This window comes from Pseudomonas sp. B10(2017), assembly GCF_002113295.1.
In the GTDB taxonomy this organism is placed as follows: domain Bacteria; phylum Pseudomonadota; class Gammaproteobacteria; order Pseudomonadales; family Pseudomonadaceae; genus Aquipseudomonas; species Aquipseudomonas pudica.
The window spans coordinates 154,796-171,252 of record NZ_NEJU01000003.1; the positions used below are offsets into that span (position 1 = coordinate 154,796).

Consider the following 16,457-nt stretch of genomic DNA (forward strand, 5'->3'; position numbering starts at 1 on the left):
AGAGGCGCCTTTTTTGCTGACTCCACCGCGTTATTGGAACCCGAAATGACCGACCAGACTACCCGCCTGCCAGTCCGCCGCGCCCTGATCAGCGTCTCCGACAAGACCGGTATCCTCGAATTTGCCCGTGAGTTGCAGCAGCTCGGTGTCGAGATCCTGTCCACCGGCGGCACCTACAAGCTGCTCAAGGACAACGGCGTCAACGCGGTGGAAGTGGCCGACTACACCGGCTTCGCCGAAATGATGGATGGCCGGGTCAAGACCCTGCACCCGAAGATCCACGGTGGCATCCTGGGCCGTCGCGGCACCGACGACGCCATCATGAACGAGCACGGAATCAACCCGATCGACCTGGTAGCAGTCAACCTGTACCCCTTCGAAGCCACCATTTCCAAGCCTGGCTGTGATCTGCCGACCGCCATCGAGAACATCGACATCGGCGGCCCGACCATGGTCCGTTCGGCTGCCAAGAACCACAAGGACGTGGCCATCGTGGTCAACGCCAGCGACTACGCCGGCATCGTCGAAGGCCTCAAGGCCGGTGGCCTGACCTACGCCCAGCGCTTCGACCTGATGCTCAAGGCGTTCGAACACACCGCCGCATACGACGGCATGATCGCCAACTACATGGGCACCATCGACCAGGCCAAAGAGACCCTGAGCACTGAAGACCGCAGCGAATTCCCGCGCACCTTCAACAGCCAGTTCGTCAAGGCCCAGGAAATGCGCTACGGCGAGAACCCGCACCAGAGCGCGGCGTTCTACGTGGAAGCGAAGAAAGGCGAAGCCAGCGTTTCAACTGCCATCCAGCTGCAGGGCAAGGAGCTGTCGTTCAACAACGTGGCCGACACCGACGCCGCACTGGAGTGCGTGAAGAGCTTCGTCAAGCCGGCCTGCGTCATCGTCAAGCACGCCAACCCGTGCGGCGTGGCTGTGGTACCTGAAGAGGAAGGCGGCATCCGCAAGGCCTACGACCTGGCCTATGCCACCGACACCGAGTCGGCGTTCGGCGGCATCATCGCCTTCAACCGCGAGCTGGACGGCGAAACCGCCAAGGCCATCGTCGACCGCCAGTTCGTCGAAGTGATCATCGCCCCGAAAATCTCCCAGGCTGCCCGCGACGTGGTTGCCGCCAAGCAGAACGTACGTCTGCTGGAATGCGGCGAGTGGCCAGCCGAGCGCGCTGCCGGCTGGGACTTCAAGCGCGTCAACGGCGGTTTGCTGGTGCAGAGCCGCGATATCGGCATGATCACCGCCGATGACCTGAAGATCGTCACCAAGCGTGCACCGACCGAGCAAGAGATCCACGACCTGGTGTTCGCCTGGAAAGTGGCCAAGTTCGTCAAGTCCAACGCCATTGTCTACGCCAAGCAGCGCCAGACCATCGGTGTCGGCGCCGGCCAGATGAGCCGCGTCAACTCCGCCCGTATCGCCGCGATCAAGGCCGAGCATGCCGGCCTGCAAGTGCAGGGCGCGGTCATGGCGTCGGACGCGTTCTTCCCGTTCCGTGACGGCATCGACAATGCGGCTAAAGTGGGTATCAGCGCCGTGATCCAGCCAGGTGGTTCGATGCGTGATGCCGAAGTCATCGCCGCTGCCGACGAGGCAGGTATCGCGATGGTCTTTACCGGTATGCGCCACTTCCGCCACTAATCAAGATGGCCGGCCGATCCTCGGCCCCTGTGGGAGCGGGTTCACCCGCGAATGCGATGTTGGATTCACCGCCGCATTTGCGGGTGAACCCGCTCCCACAAGGTACGAGGACTGCCGCCAAACAGAGGTTTTGACATGAAAGTTTTGATCATCGGCAGCGGCGGCCGTGAGCACGCCCTGGCCTGGAAAGTCGCCCAGGACCCGCGCGTCGAGAAAGTCTTCGTTGCCCCGGGCAACGCCGGCACTGCCATTGAAGCCAAGTGCGAGAACGTCGCCATCGACGTGTGCGCCCTGGAGCAACTGGCTGATTTCGCCGAGAAGAACGTCGACATGACCATCGTCGGCCCGGAAGCACCGCTGGTCATCGGCGTGGTCGACCTGTTCCGCAGCCGCGGCCTGGACTGCTTCGGTCCGACCAAGGGCGCGGCCCAGCTGGAAGGTTCCAAGGCATTCACCAAGGACTTCCTGGCGCGTCACAAGATCCCGACCGCCGACTACCAGAACTTCACCGAAATCGAGCCGGCGCTGGCCTACCTGCAGGAAAAAGGCGCGCCGATCGTGATCAAGGCCGACGGCCTGGCCGCGGGCAAGGGCGTGATCGTCGCCATGACCCTGGAAGAAGCCGAAGCCGCCGTGCGTGACATGCTGGCCGGCAACGCCTTCGGCGATGCGGGCTCCCGCGTGGTCATCGAGGAGTTCCTCGACGGCGAGGAAGCCAGCTTCATCGTCATGGTCGACGGCCAGAACGTGCTGCCCATGGCCACCAGCCAGGACCACAAGCGCGTCGGCGACCAGGACACCGGCCCGAACACCGGCGGCATGGGTGCCTACTCCCCCGCCCCGGTGGTCACTGCCGAAGTGCACCAGCGCGTGATGGACCAGGTGATCTGGCCGACCGTGCGCGGCATGGCCGAGGAAGGCAACGTCTACACCGGTTTCCTCTACGCAGGCCTGATGATCGACAAGGCGGGCAACCCCAAGGTCATCGAATTCAACTGCCGCTTCGGCGACCCTGAAACCCAGCCAGTCATGCTGCGCCTGGAGTCGAGCCTGGTGCTGCTGGTCGAGGCCGCATTCGCCAAGGCGCTGGACAAGGTCGAAGCACAATGGGACCCACGCCCGAGCCTGGGCGTGGTATTGGCTGCCGGCGGCTACCCGGGCGACTACGCCAAGGGGGACGTGATCAACGGCCTGGACGCTGCTGCGAAGATCGAAGGCAAGGTGTTCCATGCCGGTACCGCACTGAAGGATGGCAAGGTGACCACCAACGGTGGGCGCGTACTGTGTGCAACCGCCATGGGCAGCACGGTTGCCGACGCGCAGCAGCAGGCTTACCGCCTGGCCAAGGAAGTAAGCTGGAACGGCAGCTTCTACCGCACCGACATCGGCTACCGGGCCATCGCCCGCGAGCGCGGTGAGCACCAGCAATAAGTTGTACCGGCCTGCCGCAGTGCGCCTCAGCACCTTGCGCCTGCGGCATCCGGCTCGTCGACAGGGCCCCGAGAGGCCTTGCCTTCGACTTGGCGCGCCGCGCATAGTTAATACCCGGCACCTTGGCTAAGAAGGGATTTCGTAGTGCGTCGGCTTCGGATTGCCTCAGCTCTGATCGTCAGCTTGCTGACCTTGCTCTGCATGTTCCCGGCTGCGGCCGAACATGACGGAGGCTGGGCCGTTCTGCTCGACGAACAGGCCAACCTGCAACTGAGCGACGTGCGCTCCGAGCGTTACCGCAACCAGTTCAGCCCGCTTGTCCTCGCCGACCTGGATGCCGCCCCTGCGGAACAGGCCCTCTGGCTGCACTACCGCCTGGAGCCCGGCGAGCAGGAACAACTGCTGCGGGTTTTCGCCCCAGACCTTTCGGGCCTGGACCTCTACGCCCTCGAGGGCGACCAGCTTCTGCGTCAGCTGCACCATGGGCGCCAGGCCGGCAATGCCAGCCCGACCCTGCGTGGCAGCGACCATGTACTGCCCCTGCCCAACAGCAAGCAACCCCTGGATATCTACCTGCGCCTGGTTTCCGAGCATCAGCTGCGCCCGGCCATCAGTCTGGAGCCTGCGGCCGTGGCAGCCTCCGACCAACGCCAGCCGCTGCTGTTCGGCATGCTGTTCGGCGGCCTGGTGATGCTGATCATGCACAACCTGATCCGCTTCCTCTACAGCCGCTCCAACACCACCCTGATCCTGGCGCTGTACCACGGCCTGATGCTGCTCAGCGGCCTGATCCTGCTGAACCTGAGCGGCCCGTGGTGGCACGTGTGGCACAGCGCGCAGACGCCCGCCGCATATCTGACTCTCGTCCTGGCCGGCCTGGCCGGGCTGTGCTTCACCCAGCATTTCTTCTCGCCATGCAACTCGCCACGGCTCAACCGCCTGCTGCAGGGTGAGATGCTGGTGGTCGGGTTGAGCGGGTTGGTGCTGCTGTTCGTCGACACCCTGCCCCTCAACCTGATGACCTACGCCCTGATGGCCCTGGGCACCGTGAGCATGCTGCTGGTCAGCAGCTACCACTGGTACAAGGGCTATGCACCCGCACGCCTGTTCAGCCTGGCCATGGTGGTGTTCAACCTCGGTGGCCTGGTGCTGCTGCCGGCGCTGCTGGGCCTGACCCGTACTTCTACGCCCTGGTTGCTGTGCATCCTGCTGGGGCTGACGGTGGCCAGCGGCCTGCTGCTCAACCTGGCAGTCAGCGAACGCCTGCGGCGCATGAGCGAGGAGCGCTTCAGCGCCAGCCGCGCCCTGGCAGCCAGCGATGCCGAAATCAACGCCAAGGCCGAATTCCTGGCCAAGATCAGTCACGAAATCCGCACCCCGATGAACGGTGTGCTGGGCATGACAGAACTGCTGCTGGGGACGCCGCTGTCGGTCAAGCAGCGCGACTACGTACAGACCATTCACAGCGCCGGCAACGAGCTGCTCACGCTGATCAACGAGATTCTCGACATTTCCAAGCTCGAATCCCGGCAGATCGAACTCGATGATGTGCAGTTCGACCTCAACGCTCTGATCGAGGATTGCCTGAACATTTTCCGCGCCAAGGCCGAACAGCAGAACATCGAACTGATCAGCTTCACCCAGCCGCAAGTACCTCGGGTAATCAGCGGCGACCCGACGCGCCTTCGCCAGGCCTTGTCGAGCCTGCTGGAGAATGCCCTGAAAAATACCGATCAGGGCGAAATCCTGCTGGTGGTGGCGCTGGACCAGCGCGGCGAGGTACCGCGCCTGCGCATCGCCGTGCAGGACAGCGGCGAACCGTTGCCCGCCGCTGACCGCGAAGCCTTGCTGCAGGCCGAGTTGCACAGCCACCACTTCCTCTCCAGCAACAAGCTGGGCGGCCATCTGGGGCTGGTGATCGCCAAGCAGCTGATCGGCCTGATGCAGGGAGAGTTCGGCATCAAGAGCAGCACCGGCATGGGCAACACTCTCTGGCTGACGCTGCCGCTGGACCCTTCGCGCCTCGAACAGCCACCGGCCGACCTCGAAGGCCCGCTGCGTGATGCTCGGGTACTGGTGGTGGATGACAACGACACCTGCCGCAAGGTGCTGGTACAGCAGTGCAGTGCCTGGGGCATGAACGTCAGCGCGGTCCCGTCGGGCAAGGAAGCCCTGGCCCTGCTGCGCACCAAGGCCCACCTGCGCGACTACTTCGATGCCGTACTGCTGGACCAGAACATGCCAGGCATGACCGGCATGCAGCTGGCCGCCAAGATCAAGGAAGACCCGAGCCTGAACCACGACATCCTGGTAGTGATGCTCACCGGCATCAGCAACGCGCCGAGCAAGGTCATTGCGCGCAACGCCGGGGTCAAGCGGATCCTTGCCAAGCCGGTGGCGGGCTACACGCTGAAAACCACTCTGGCCGAAGAGCTGGCCCAGCGCGGCCGCGAACAAGCCGTGCCAGCCAGTTTACCCGGCATCCCCCAGGCACTGGACCTGCCCGGCGACTTCCGCGTGCTGGTCGCCGAGGACAACAGCATCTCGACCAAGGTGATTCGCGGCATGCTCGGCAAGCTCAACCTCGAGCCAGACACCGCCAGCAATGGCGAAGAGGCCTTGCAGGCGATGAAGGCGCAGCGCTATGACCTGGTGCTGATGGACTGCGAAATGCCGATACTGGACGGTTTCTCGGCCACCCAGCAGCTGCGCGCCTGGGAAGCCGCCAACCAGCGCCAGCGCACCCCGGTAGTGGCGCTGACCGCTCACATACTTGCCGAACACAAGGAACGTGCACGCCTGGCGGGCATGGACGGGCACATGGCCAAACCGGTGGAATTGTCGCAGTTGCGAGAGCTGATCCAGTACTGGGCCAATCACCGGGAAGCCAAGGTGGATCCGGTGCATAGTTCCTGAGCTGAGGCCGGCAAGGCTATCAACAGAATCTGCTGATAAACTCTGCCCAGCCATAACTGCCTGGACTAGCCCCATGCTCCATGAGTTGTTCAGTGTCTACCTGAAAATGCTCGTGCTCTACAGCCCGTTCTTCGTGCTGTCGTGCTTCATCAGCCTGACCCGCGGCCATTCCAGCAAAGAGCGCAAGCAGCTGGCATGGAAGGTCGCCATCGCCGCGCTCATCGCCAGTGTCCTGTTGTACCTGTTCGGGCGAGCGATCTTCGGCATTTTCGGTATCACTGCCGACGCCTTCCGCATCGGCGCCGGCAGCGTACTGTTCATCTCGGCACTGGGCATGGCCCAAGGCAAGTCCGCGGTACAAGCCGACAACGTGCAGCAGGATGTGACCATCGTGCCGCTGACCATCCCGCTTACCGTCGGCCCGGGCACCATCGGTGCTCTATTGGTAATGGGTGTCGGCCAACCGCACTGGGACGACAAACTGCTGGCCATCATCAGCATCGCCCTGGCCAGTTTCACCGTAGGCCTGGTGCTATACCTGTCACACCGTATCGAGCGCATCCTCGGCGACCAAGGCCTGCAGATCGTCAGCCGCCTGATGGGGTTGTTCGTCTGCGCCCTGGCTGCACAGATCATCTTCACAGGCATCAAAGGCTACCTCGCGCCCTAGATGTCGAAATCCAGTATGCGCTGCAAGGAAACCTGCACTACGCGATCCTGAACCTTGGGCAAGAAACTCTGCTCGAAAGCCAGGATGTTGAAGCGTATCAACTCCGCTCGCACATTCTTGAGGCTGCGCTTGTGGCTGATGAAGCCCGCCCGGAACGCCGAACGTTTATCCGTTTCGTGATACAGCACCATGTCGACACGATTTGCCCCTGCAGGCGCGCAAGGCAACAATTGAAAATGCTGCCGCTCATAGGCACAGCGCTCGAGCGATTGCAGAACCGGCGGCTTGGTCAACAGCTTGCGCATGGACTGGCCGCTTGCCGAGGCAAAATGATCGCCGGCGGTTGCGGCAATGGTTTCAAGCACCTTGTCGGTTTGCCTGGCCCGGCCCTCCTCAGGCCAGTGTACCTGCTCGGCAGTAACTGCGTCCCAGCCCATGAATTTCAGCTGGTTGCGGTAGTAGGCCAACCAGTCCTGGATCAGCCCTTCCTTGTACGCCGTTTCGGTGGCCCGCTCAGCCATCGCCAGGGCAAGCCGCACTTTGTTTTTCTGCGCAGTGGGAATACCCGGCAGAAACGAAACAATCCCTGCGCCGATCACAGCAGATATGGCTTCACTCATGTTGTGCTCCTGTTACTGGTGCATGAGGGTCGAACCGATACTCCCCCTGTGCATCCTTGGTTTTCATCAATGCCTGCAGTTCATCTCGCTGACGTTGGAAACGCCCGTTATCCAGCAGCAAGGAAACGCCATTGAACCTGGCTTCGCCCTCCAGCGCCCTTTCGACCAGCAGCATGTCCCGTAGGGTGCCGGCGATCGGCTCGTCGAATTGGAGTGTGATACTGCAAAGGTCGAGCGCCGGCCCCGGCTTGAGCAAGCCAAGCTCGATCACCAGCTGCGAACCCTGCGTGCTGAACTTCAGCTGGTGACTAAAACCTTCGGTTGATCGGCTCAGGCCACTCTTCACTGCAGCCAGCACGGCCTCATGTCGGATCGAGCGCATCTTCAGCCACGCTTCGAGTGGCTGTATCTGCGAGCCACGCACGGGTTGCCCCAACTGTTTCAGGTCATGCGTACCGGCTAGCTTGATCCAGCCCAGTTGTCGGTATGCCTCGCGATAGGTGTCATACCAGGCTTCATAGTTATCAAAGCGTGACCCCGAACGCCTATTGGCCACCAACTGGGCGTAAAGGATCGAGTCGAAGGCGGCCTGACGCTGAATCTGGCCAGTGTCTGCGCGATACAGTAATGCCGTTCCGCCAATCAACATGAGTTGTTCAGCTGCTCTGTCCATCGTGTTGCCTCGTCACAAAGACCCGAACAAGGCGGCGTAGCAACGCCGCCCTGCGATCAGATGTCGTACTGGAGAATGTTCTCGACACTGCGCACGCCGAGTTTGTTTTCCACGGTTTCGCGGATTTTGTCGTAGACGAAGGTGTTGAGGGTTAGCACAGCCGTGCCGGCGTAGTAGTGGGTCTTGTCCAGCTTCCACTGGATACCCAGGATGTCATCGTTCTGCTGCGGGGCAGACGCCTGAATGCAACTCACCACCATGACCACATCGTTGTTATCGGTTTCGATGCAGGCCGCCATCCCGACCATGCCCCTGGCCTTGTTCTTGCGTTTGTGGTCGAGCACCTTGGCGTCATTTTCGACGGTGGTCAGTTTGTCGAAGGCCGTCTTGGCCAGCTCACCCAACTTGGTCCCCCCCAGCATTGCATTCCCCACCACACCGATCGCCCGTACAGCGACAGCGCCTACGGTGACAGACAGTTCCGCCGAGGTTTCCAGTTCGAAACTACGCTTGGGGATGGTAAAGCCAAGATCACGCATGACATCGATGAACCGCTCGTACCACTCCCTGCTCTGCTTTTCGGCATCAAAGGATTTGTCAGCCACCAAGGTGGCAAAGTGGAAGGCATTCTTTACGTCATGACGGCTTTGCGAAGACATGCCTGCGCCGCAGGCCAGCAGGTTGCCTTCGACCAGAATGGCCGCGTCAGTGGTAGTGACTTGTGTTTCTTCGGACATGTGGAAACTCCTAGATGGTTGCCCCTTGAGTCAGGGGCAGCCACCTTAGCCAGCGCGCACACGATGCAGCGCGCTGAAGGGTTTCCGGTGCAACTAGTTGGCCGACGGGTACCAACGCGGCGTGTAGGCCCACACTCCACCCGACAGGCGAGGAAATACGCAGGTTGTCGAGGAGCCCACCAACACCATGGTGCGCATATCGACCATTTCCGGCAGCAGTTCGGCCAATGTGACGACATTCAGCGTCTGTCCCGGCCTACCGATGTCACGGCCAAGGACTACAGGCGTATTCCCGTCTCGGTGCCGACGCACCACTTCCAGCGCCACGCCGAGCTGATGCGGCCTTGACCTGGAAATCGGGTTGTAGAACGCCAGCACCAGGTCGGCCTGAGCCGCCAGGTCCAGACGCTTTTCAATGATCGACCACGGTTTGAGGTTGTCCGATAGCGACATCACGCAGAAGTCATGCCCCAGCGGCGCGCCCGCCTGAGCGGCTGTCGCCAGCGAGGCCGACACCCCCGGCAAAATCTCGAGATCCACCCGGTGCCAGGCCGGGTCAGTTGACTCGTGCAGCGCTTCAAGTACCGCTGCCGCCATGGCGAACACACCCGGATCGCCCGACGATACCACCACCACCGAACGGCCCTGGGCCGCCAGTTCGAAGGCATGCCGCGCACGCTGCATCTCTTCACGGTTGTCGGTGCAATGCAGCACCTGATCGTCACGGAACGGGCCGGCCATGCGCACATAGGTTTCGTAACCGAGCACATCCTCGGCCCGCGCCAGTTCGGCCTTGACCGCCGGTACCATCAGCTCGGCAGCGCCCGGCCCCAGGCCGATAACCGCCAGGCGACCCCGACGACGGCCAACCTGCTTCACCTCGACCGGGACAGGTGCCACCGCGATGACCACGTCTGCCATCTCGATCAGTTGCGCAGCGGGCAATGCTGCGGCAACCATCCCGGCCAGGTCATGCGTCCGGGCAGTAAAGCGCAGGGCAACTCCCAGGCCCTGTGCTGCCTCGTGCAGGGCGCTGTCGGCCATGGCTCGCTCGTCGGCCAGCAGGCACGCCACCGCAGGCTCGGCTATGCCGGCTTGCTGCAGTGCCGCCCGGATACTGGCCAGGCTGCCGCCGGCAACACCCACTACCACCGAGCGCGGGTGGATCAGCAGCTCATCGCGGCTGGCCGGGCGGGCCTGGTGCCCCACATGGATGGTACGCCGGGCCGCCTCGCTGGCAGGCAACTGCGCCTGCTGCAGCCACGGCGCGTCACCTTCGATGCGCACCGCCTCGCCAGCCAACAGGTCGGAGACAAAGCGCTTGCCTTGCTCGATATCCGCCAATGCATAGCCTTGCGGCGGGTTCAGCAGACAGGTACCGAAACGCAGCTCGCCGCTGGTGGTGATCGCCGCAGCAACACCCAATGCTTCAGCGATTTCCCGTGCCATCACGTTCACACCGCCAAGGCCTCCGAGCAACGGCACTACGGCACTGCCGTCTTCGGCCACGGCCAGTACCGGTGGTTCGACACCTTTCTCGCTGAGCAGGCTGGCCAGGCTGCGGATGACGATACCCGCCGCGCACAGGGCGATGATCGGTGTGTTCTGCTGGTACAGCCCCCGCAGGGTATCGCCAAACGCGGTGTAGCAAAGGTCGGCACCCTCGACCCGGCCTTCCAGCCCATGGATCGATGCTTGCGGATAACACTGCTGGATACGCTGCGCCGTGGCCAGGCTGCCCTGGCCAAGAATGACGATCGCCGGTGCCTGGTGCATGTTCAGCCCTGCCATTTTTCACCCGGCACAATGATCAGCGAGAAGTACGGCGACGACTGTGGGTCGACCTGGTCCAGCGGCACGATCTTCTGGTTGGCCATGGTGGCCCGCTCCACATACAGCGCGCGCCCGTCCATGCCCAGTTCGGCCAGCACTTCGCGCACCTTGGGGAAGTTGCGGCCAAGTTTCATGATCACCGCCGCGTCGGCGTCGGCCAGGCGACGCTTGAGCTCATCGGCCGGCAACACGCCAGACAGCACCGACAGGCTCTGGTTGCGGTACACCAGCGGCGCGCCCAGTACCGAGGCGCCACCGAGCATCGAGCAGACGCCGGGGATCACTTCGGCCTCGTAGCGCTGCGCCAGGCGGTCATGCAAGTACATGTAGGAACCATAGAAGAACGGGTCGCCCTCACAGATCACCGCCACATCGCGGCCGGCATCCAGGTGCTCGGCTACCTGCACGCTGGCCTCGTCGTAGAAGTCGCTGATCACCTGTTCATAGGACAACGGCGCTGGCAGCGCTTCAGTGGTTACCGGGTAGACCAGCGGCAGCAAGGTCTGCTCCGGCTGCAGGTGCGCCTCGATTATGCCGAAGGCATTGCCGCGCTTGCCCTTGGCCACGAAGTAGCCGACCACGGGCGCTTCACGCAGCAGGCGCAGGGCCTTGAGGGTAATCAGTTCAGGGTCGCCAGGGCCTACGCCCAGGCCCAGCAGACGTCCACGTGGCACCATCACTCCACCTCCGTGGCCAGGGCATTGACCGCTGCGGCGGCCATCGCGCTGCCGCCCAGGCGGCCCTGCATGATCACGAACGGCACGCCACGGCTGTCGGCGGCGAGCATCGCCTTGGACTCGGCAGCACCGACGAAGCCGACCGGGAAGCCGAGGATCAGTGCCGGTTTCGGGGCACCGGCGTCGAGCATTTCCAGCAGGTAGAACAGTGCGGTAGGCGCGTTGCCAATCACCACCACACTGCCTTCCAGGTGCGGTCGCCACAGCTCCAGGGCCACGGCGGAACGGGTGTTGCCGGCGTCTTTCGCCATGCCCGGTACGCTCGGGTCGCGCAGGGTGCAGATGACCTTGTTGTCGGCGGGCAGACGGGCGCGGGTGATGCCCTCGGCGACCATGTGCGCATCACAGAGGATCGGCGCGCCGTTCAGCAACGCCTCGCGCCCGGCCCGGCCGGCGCCTTCGGAGAACTGCAGGCCATCGATGGCATCGACCATGCCACAGGCGTGGATCACGCGCACGGCGAGCTTTTCAAGGTCTGCGGGGATCCGCTCGAGTCGGGCTTCCTCGCGGATGATCCGGAAGGAGTTGCGATAGATCTCCTGACCATCGCGGATGTAGTCAATCATCAAGGTGCTCCGTCGGCAGGTCGAGCATGGCGCCTGCTTCATTCAAGGTAAGGTTGGTGGCGCGCAGGGCGCCGAAGCCCGGCAGGCGCGCATCACGCAGGTACAGGTCGTAACGGCCCGGCGCGCGGGCCAGCAGGGTGGCCGGGGCAACATGGGCCACGGCGCAGGATCGGGGGCAACCGGACAAGTGCACGCTGCCCGGCACGCCAGGGCCGAGCAGTGCCGCCAGGGTGACGGCGTCGGCCTTGGTTTCGCCCAGGGCCTTGGCACAGCCACTGGCGCCGGTGCAGGCGCTTATACGGGCCAGTGGCTCATGGTCATGGCATAGCAGGCCCAGGGCGGACAGCCTGGCCTGGGCGTAGTCGATGTGTTGCGCTTGCAGGTTGGTCAGCACCAGGCTTTGCCAGGGGCTCAGGCGCAGGCTGCCATCGCCATGCTCACGGGCCATGCGCGCTGCGCCACGCAGCATGGACGGGGTCAGGCGCCCCTGCGGCGGGGCAACGCCCAAGGCGACGCCCTGCGCCTGGGGCAGAACGCCCAGCCACGAGACAGTGCACGGTTCACGCCGCCATGCCAGCACGGCGGCATCGCGGCGGATGGCCAGGCCGAGTCCGTCGATGAAATCGGTTGTCGAAAACGTCTCGAGCAACTGGCGCATACGCGACTGTGCCGGGGTGGCCAGGTCGAGGAAGCGCTCCAGCACCGCACGCACCAGTGCCTGGCCTTGTTCCGCCGGCACCGCGCCGAGCACCTGGCCATCTGCCGGGCAACCCGCCAGGCCAAACGCCAACCAGGTCTGCTGCTCCAGGCGCATGGCCGACAGCCACAAGTCATGGGGGTGTTCGAGCATGGCCAGGTTTTCGCCGGCATCGAGCTGCACGGCGAACTTGGCCGATAACTGGTGAAAACGCGGGGTGCCTTCCAGCAGGTCGAGGATCTGCCCGGCCAACGGCCGAGCATCCAGCAGCATCGCCGGGTCATTCCCGGCCAGCGGGCTGAGCATCAGGTTGCGCACATCGTCACCGGCGGCATCACGTGGGCCCAGGCCGGCAGCAAGCAGTGTCTCGACCAGGCCGCGATGCTCGCTGCCGATGCCACGAATCTGCAGGTTGCCGCGGTTGGTGGCCTCGATCACGCCACCGGCGAAACGCTCGGCAGCCGCCGCCACTGCGTCGGCCTGCTCGGCCAGCAGCAGACCGCCCGGCAGCTTGATGCGGCAGATGCCGCCATCACGGGCACTGACGATGCGCCACAACCCCGGGCAGGCCGAGGGGCGGGGCGATACGTGTGGGGCTTGGGCCTGGGTCAAATGGGCGTCCGGCAATCTGTGAAAATGCGCTTGAGTGTAGAAGGCGCGGTATTATGCCTGCTTTGTCCGGCGGCATGAAAAGCCGGTGGTCGAGCATCATCGACGATCGAGTAGAAATTAAGGACCGCGTCGCCTTCTTCGCGGGCATGCCCGCTCCCACAGAATCACCGCTGCCAGCAACGGCTGCGCTGTACCTGTGGGAGCGGGCGAGCCCGCGAAGGGGCGCGCAGCGGCCCCCAAAATGGCGGAATGAAATACATGGCACCCTGGCTGACAGTTGTAGGTATCGGCGAAGACGGCTTCAGCGGCCTGGGCAAGCAGGCCCGGCGCGCGCTGCTGGGCGCTGCGCGGATCTTCGGCAGCCCGCGCCAGCTGGCCTTGCTGCCACGCTGCGTGGCTGGCGAACGGCTGGGTTGGCCAAGCCCGTTCTCCCTGGCCCCAGTTCTGGCCCTGCGCGGCGAGCCGGTGTGCGTGCTGGCCAGCGGCGACCCGATGTTCTACGGCGTCGGCGCCAGCCTGGCGCGCCAACTGCCCGCCGCTGAAATGCGCGTGCTGTCGATGCCCTCCTCCTGCGCCCTGGCCGCCGCCCGCCTGGGCTGGCCACTGCAGGACGTACAGGTGGTTTCGCTGGTTGCTCGGCCCCCGGCAGCGCTCAATGCCCACCTGCACAGCGGCGTGCGCCTGCTGGTGCTGAGCAACGACGGCGACAGCCCGGCCGTAATTGCCACGCAGTTGCGCGAGCGGGGCTTCGGGCCAAGCCGCCTGCGAGTCTTCGAACACTTGGGTGGCGTGGACGAACGGGAGTTGGCCGGCACCGCCCAGGACTGGCCGCACAGCGACGTCGCCGCGCTCAACCTGGTAGCCATCGAGTGCCTGGCATCGCCCGAGGCGCCGCGCCTGCACCGGCTGGCCGGGCTGCCGGACAGCGCCTTCCGGCATGACGGCCAACTGACCAAGCGCGATGTCCGCGCCATCACCCTCGCCCGCCTGGCACCACAGCCCGGCGAGCTGCTGTGGGACGTGGGTGCCGGCTGCGGTTCGATCGGCATCGAATGGATGCGCGCCCACCCGGCCTGCCGCGCCCTGGCCATCGAGGCCGACGCAGGCCGCCAGGGCTTCATCGAATACAACCGCGATGCGCTGGGTGTACCCGGCCTGCAATTGGTCTGCGGCCAGGCACCGGCGGCGCTGGAGGGCCTGGAGCGGCCGGATGCTGTCTTCATCGGTGGCGGCGTCACCCGCGAAGGTGTTCTCGACCTGTGCTGGGCAAACCTGCGCCCCGGTGGCCGGCTGGTAGCCAATGCGGTGACCCTGCAAAGCGAACTGGCCCTGACGCATTTCCGAGAACGCCATGGCGGCGAGCTGACCCGCATCCATGTCGCCCATGCCCAGCCATTGGGCGCGTTCGACACTTGGCGCCAGGCGCTGCCGATCACATTGCTGGACGTGGTGAAACCCGCCGATGCGTGAAGAGACCCGCGAACAGCCCGCTCCCCTGCGCAGCGGCCTGACCACCGGTAGCTGCGCCACTGCCACCAGTCTGGCGGCAGCACGCTTGCTGCTGGGCGGCGAGAGCAGCGACGCAGTCAGCATTACCCTGCCCAAGGGCAAGGTGGTGCAGATGCGCCTGGAGTTCTGCCGCCTCACCAGCCAAGGTGCCGAAGCGGGCACGCTCAAGGACGCCGGCGACGACCCGGACGTGACCCATGGCGCACTGCTCTATAGCCAGGTGCGCCTGCTGGCCGAACCGGGCATCCGTTTTGTCGCCGGCACCGGCGTCGGCACCGTGACCCGCCCGGGGCTGGTGCTGGCGGTGGGTGAGCCGGCCATCAACCCGGTGCCACGGCGCATGATCAGTGAACACCTGCAACGCCTGGCGGACGAATGCAGCTACGCCGGCGGCTTCGAGGTCACGGTCAATGTGCAGGGCGGCGAGCAACTGGCCCTGAAAACCATGAACCCGCGTCTGGGCATCCTCGGAGGGTTGTCGATCCTCGGCACCAGCGGCATCGTGCGGCCGTTTTCCTGCGCGGCCTACATCGCCTCGATCCACCAGGGCATCGACGTCGCCCATACCAACGGCTACAGGCATATCGCCGCATGCACCGGCAACGCCAGCGAAGACACCATGCGCCGCGTCTATGGCCTGCCGGAAATAGCCCTGATCGAAATGGGCGACTTCGTCGGTGCCGTGCTCAAGCACCTGCGCAAGGTGCCAGTACCACGCCTGACCCTGTGCGGCGGTTTCGGCAAGATCAGCAAATTGGCTGCCGGGCACATGGACCTGCACAGCCGCCACTCCAGCATCGACCTGCCGCAACTGGCCGGCTGGGCAGCGGACATCGGCGCCGACGAGGCGCTGCAGGCATCGATCATTACTGCCAACACCAGCCAGCAGGCCCTGGCACTGGCCCATGCAGCCGGCATCCCCTTGGGTAACGCGGTGTGCGGCCACGCCCTGGCGTTTGCCCGCAGCGTGGTGCCGGCGCAGGTGCAGGTGGAGGTGTTCGCCATCGACCGCCAGGGTGGCATCGTCGGCCGGGCAGGCGTGCAATGAACGCGCGCATCCTGCTGCTGGGCGGTGTCACTGAAGCCCTGGCCATAGCTCGCCGCCTGGGCCCACAGCACGTCTACAGCCTGGCGGGCATTGGCCGGGTGCCGCAGGACCTGCAATGCCAGGTTCGGGTCGGCGGATTTGGCGGTGCCGAAGGGTTGGCCAACTACCTGCACGAGGCAGGCATCACGTTGCTGATCGATGCCACCCATCCCTACGCCGCGCAGATCAGCCGCAATGCCGCCAACGCCTCACGCCTGGCCGGTATCCCGTGCTGGGCCTTGCGCCGCCCGGCCTGGCAATCACAAGCCGGGGACGACTGGCGCGAGGTCGAGGACTGGGCAGGGTTGATCGAGGCACTCAAGCCGTTTCGCAGGCCATTGTTCACGCTGGGGCGTGAGCCGCTGCAACATCTGGGCGAGATACCGTCGGAGCAGTTCTGGACCTTGCGTGCGCTGGAGGCATGCCCTGGCAATGATCGCTGCGAAGTGATTGGCGCGCGCGGGCCGTTCCATATCGAGGATGAGCGGGCGTTGTTCCAGCGCCGCAAGATCGATGTGCTGATCAGCAAGAACAGCGGTAGCGTGGCGACCGAACCGAAGCTGGAAGTGGCGCGGGAGCTGGGGATACCCGTGCTGATCCTGAAGCGACCGGCGTTGCCGGATGTGGACCGGGCATTCGACTCGCCAGCCGACCTGGCTGCGGCACTCGACCTGCGCGGATAACAGATTCCGTAAACGCACCGCAGATCCCTGTGG

The 16,457-nt window shown here is 64.5% G+C and carries 14 protein-coding genes; 7 read left to right on the plus strand and 7 right to left on the minus strand.

Going from position 1 to position 16,457, the window contains the following annotated elements; translation table 11 throughout:
• Nucleotides 1-45: 45 nt before the first annotated feature.
• From purH to CAF92_RS05515, 4 genes are all read left to right on the plus strand, one after another.
• The gene (gene purH / locus CAF92_RS05500; RefSeq protein ID WP_085599665.1) at nucleotides 46-1,653 is read left to right on the plus strand and encodes a bifunctional phosphoribosylaminoimidazolecarboxamide formyltransferase/IMP cyclohydrolase; all 1,608 of its coding nucleotides are present in this window, start codon (nucleotides 46-48) and stop codon (nucleotides 1,651-1,653) included.
• A 135-nt stretch (nucleotides 1,654-1,788) separates the two neighbouring features.
• Nucleotides 1,789-3,084, plus strand: a complete 1,296-nt coding sequence (purD, locus tag CAF92_RS05505) for a phosphoribosylamine--glycine ligase (protein ID WP_046613241.1) — start codon at nucleotides 1,789-1,791, stop codon at nucleotides 3,082-3,084.
• 144 nt (nucleotides 3,085-3,228) lie between these two features.
• Nucleotides 3,229-6,000 (plus strand): hybrid sensor histidine kinase/response regulator, encoded by a 2,772-nt coding sequence (locus CAF92_RS05510; RefSeq protein ID WP_085599667.1) that lies wholly within the window; start codon nucleotides 3,229-3,231, stop codon nucleotides 5,998-6,000.
• 73 nt (nucleotides 6,001-6,073) lie between these two features.
• Nucleotides 6,074-6,670: a MarC family protein gene (locus CAF92_RS05515; RefSeq protein WP_085599669.1), complete on the plus strand. Its 597-nt coding sequence runs from the start codon at nucleotides 6,074-6,076 to the stop codon at nucleotides 6,668-6,670.
• Here the strand turns inward: CAF92_RS05515 and CAF92_RS05520 are convergent.
• The 7 genes from CAF92_RS05520 to cobG form a co-directional block, all read right to left on the minus strand.
• A complete protein-coding gene (locus CAF92_RS05520) occupies nucleotides 6,667-7,290 on the minus strand; it encodes a hypothetical protein (RefSeq protein ID WP_085599671.1) in 624 nt (207 codons plus the stop codon). The two genes, CAF92_RS05515 and CAF92_RS05520, sit on opposite strands and share 4 nt — an antisense overlap.
• Nucleotides 7,283-7,963, minus strand: a complete 681-nt coding sequence (locus CAF92_RS05525; protein ID WP_256573647.1) for a hypothetical protein — start codon at nucleotides 7,961-7,963, stop codon at nucleotides 7,283-7,285. The genes CAF92_RS05520 and CAF92_RS05525 overlap by 8 nt, the downstream gene beginning before the upstream one ends.
• A gap of 56 nt (nucleotides 7,964-8,019) precedes the next feature.
• Nucleotides 8,020-8,700 (minus strand): hypothetical protein, encoded by a 681-nt coding sequence (locus tag CAF92_RS05530; protein WP_085599673.1) that lies wholly within the window; start codon nucleotides 8,698-8,700, stop codon nucleotides 8,020-8,022.
• Nucleotides 8,701-8,793: 93 nt separating this feature from the next.
• Nucleotides 8,794-10,491: a precorrin-3B C(17)-methyltransferase gene (gene cobJ, locus CAF92_RS05535; protein ID WP_085599675.1), complete on the minus strand. Its 1,698-nt coding sequence runs from the start codon at nucleotides 10,489-10,491 to the stop codon at nucleotides 8,794-8,796.
• A complete protein-coding gene (locus tag CAF92_RS05540; protein ID WP_085599677.1) occupies nucleotides 10,479-11,210 on the minus strand; it encodes a precorrin-2 C(20)-methyltransferase in 732 nt (243 codons plus the stop codon). The genes cobJ and CAF92_RS05540 overlap by 13 nt, the downstream gene beginning before the upstream one ends.
• Nucleotides 11,210-11,836 (minus strand): precorrin-8X methylmutase, encoded by a 627-nt coding sequence (locus CAF92_RS05545; protein ID WP_046613252.1) that lies wholly within the window; start codon nucleotides 11,834-11,836, stop codon nucleotides 11,210-11,212. The genes CAF92_RS05540 and CAF92_RS05545 overlap by 1 nt, the downstream gene beginning before the upstream one ends.
• A complete protein-coding gene (cobG, locus tag CAF92_RS05550; RefSeq protein WP_178081764.1) occupies nucleotides 11,829-13,160 on the minus strand; it encodes a precorrin-3B synthase in 1,332 nt (443 codons plus the stop codon). Before cobG ends, CAF92_RS05545 begins: the two co-directional genes overlap by 8 nt.
• 243 nt (nucleotides 13,161-13,403) lie before the next feature.
• Here cobG and cbiE point away from each other — a divergent pair, with 243 nt between their 5' ends.
• Genes cbiE through CAF92_RS05565 form a run of 3 tightly spaced genes read left to right on the plus strand, consistent with a single transcriptional unit; the run spans nucleotide 13,404 to nucleotide 16,424 of the window.
• Complete coding sequence (gene cbiE / locus CAF92_RS05555) at nucleotides 13,404-14,615, plus strand: precorrin-6y C5,15-methyltransferase (decarboxylating) subunit CbiE (RefSeq protein WP_085599681.1); 1,212 nt, start codon at nucleotides 13,404-13,406, stop codon at nucleotides 14,613-14,615.
• Nucleotides 14,608-15,702 (plus strand): cobalt-precorrin-5B (C(1))-methyltransferase, encoded by a 1,095-nt coding sequence (locus CAF92_RS05560; protein ID WP_085599683.1) that lies wholly within the window; start codon nucleotides 14,608-14,610, stop codon nucleotides 15,700-15,702. The genes cbiE and CAF92_RS05560 overlap by 8 nt, the downstream gene beginning before the upstream one ends.
• The gene (locus CAF92_RS05565) at nucleotides 15,699-16,424 is read left to right on the plus strand and encodes a cobalt-precorrin-6A reductase (RefSeq protein WP_046613259.1); all 726 of its coding nucleotides are present in this window, start codon (nucleotides 15,699-15,701) and stop codon (nucleotides 16,422-16,424) included. Before CAF92_RS05560 ends, CAF92_RS05565 begins: the two co-directional genes overlap by 4 nt.
• Nucleotides 16,425-16,457: the final 33 nt, after the last annotated feature.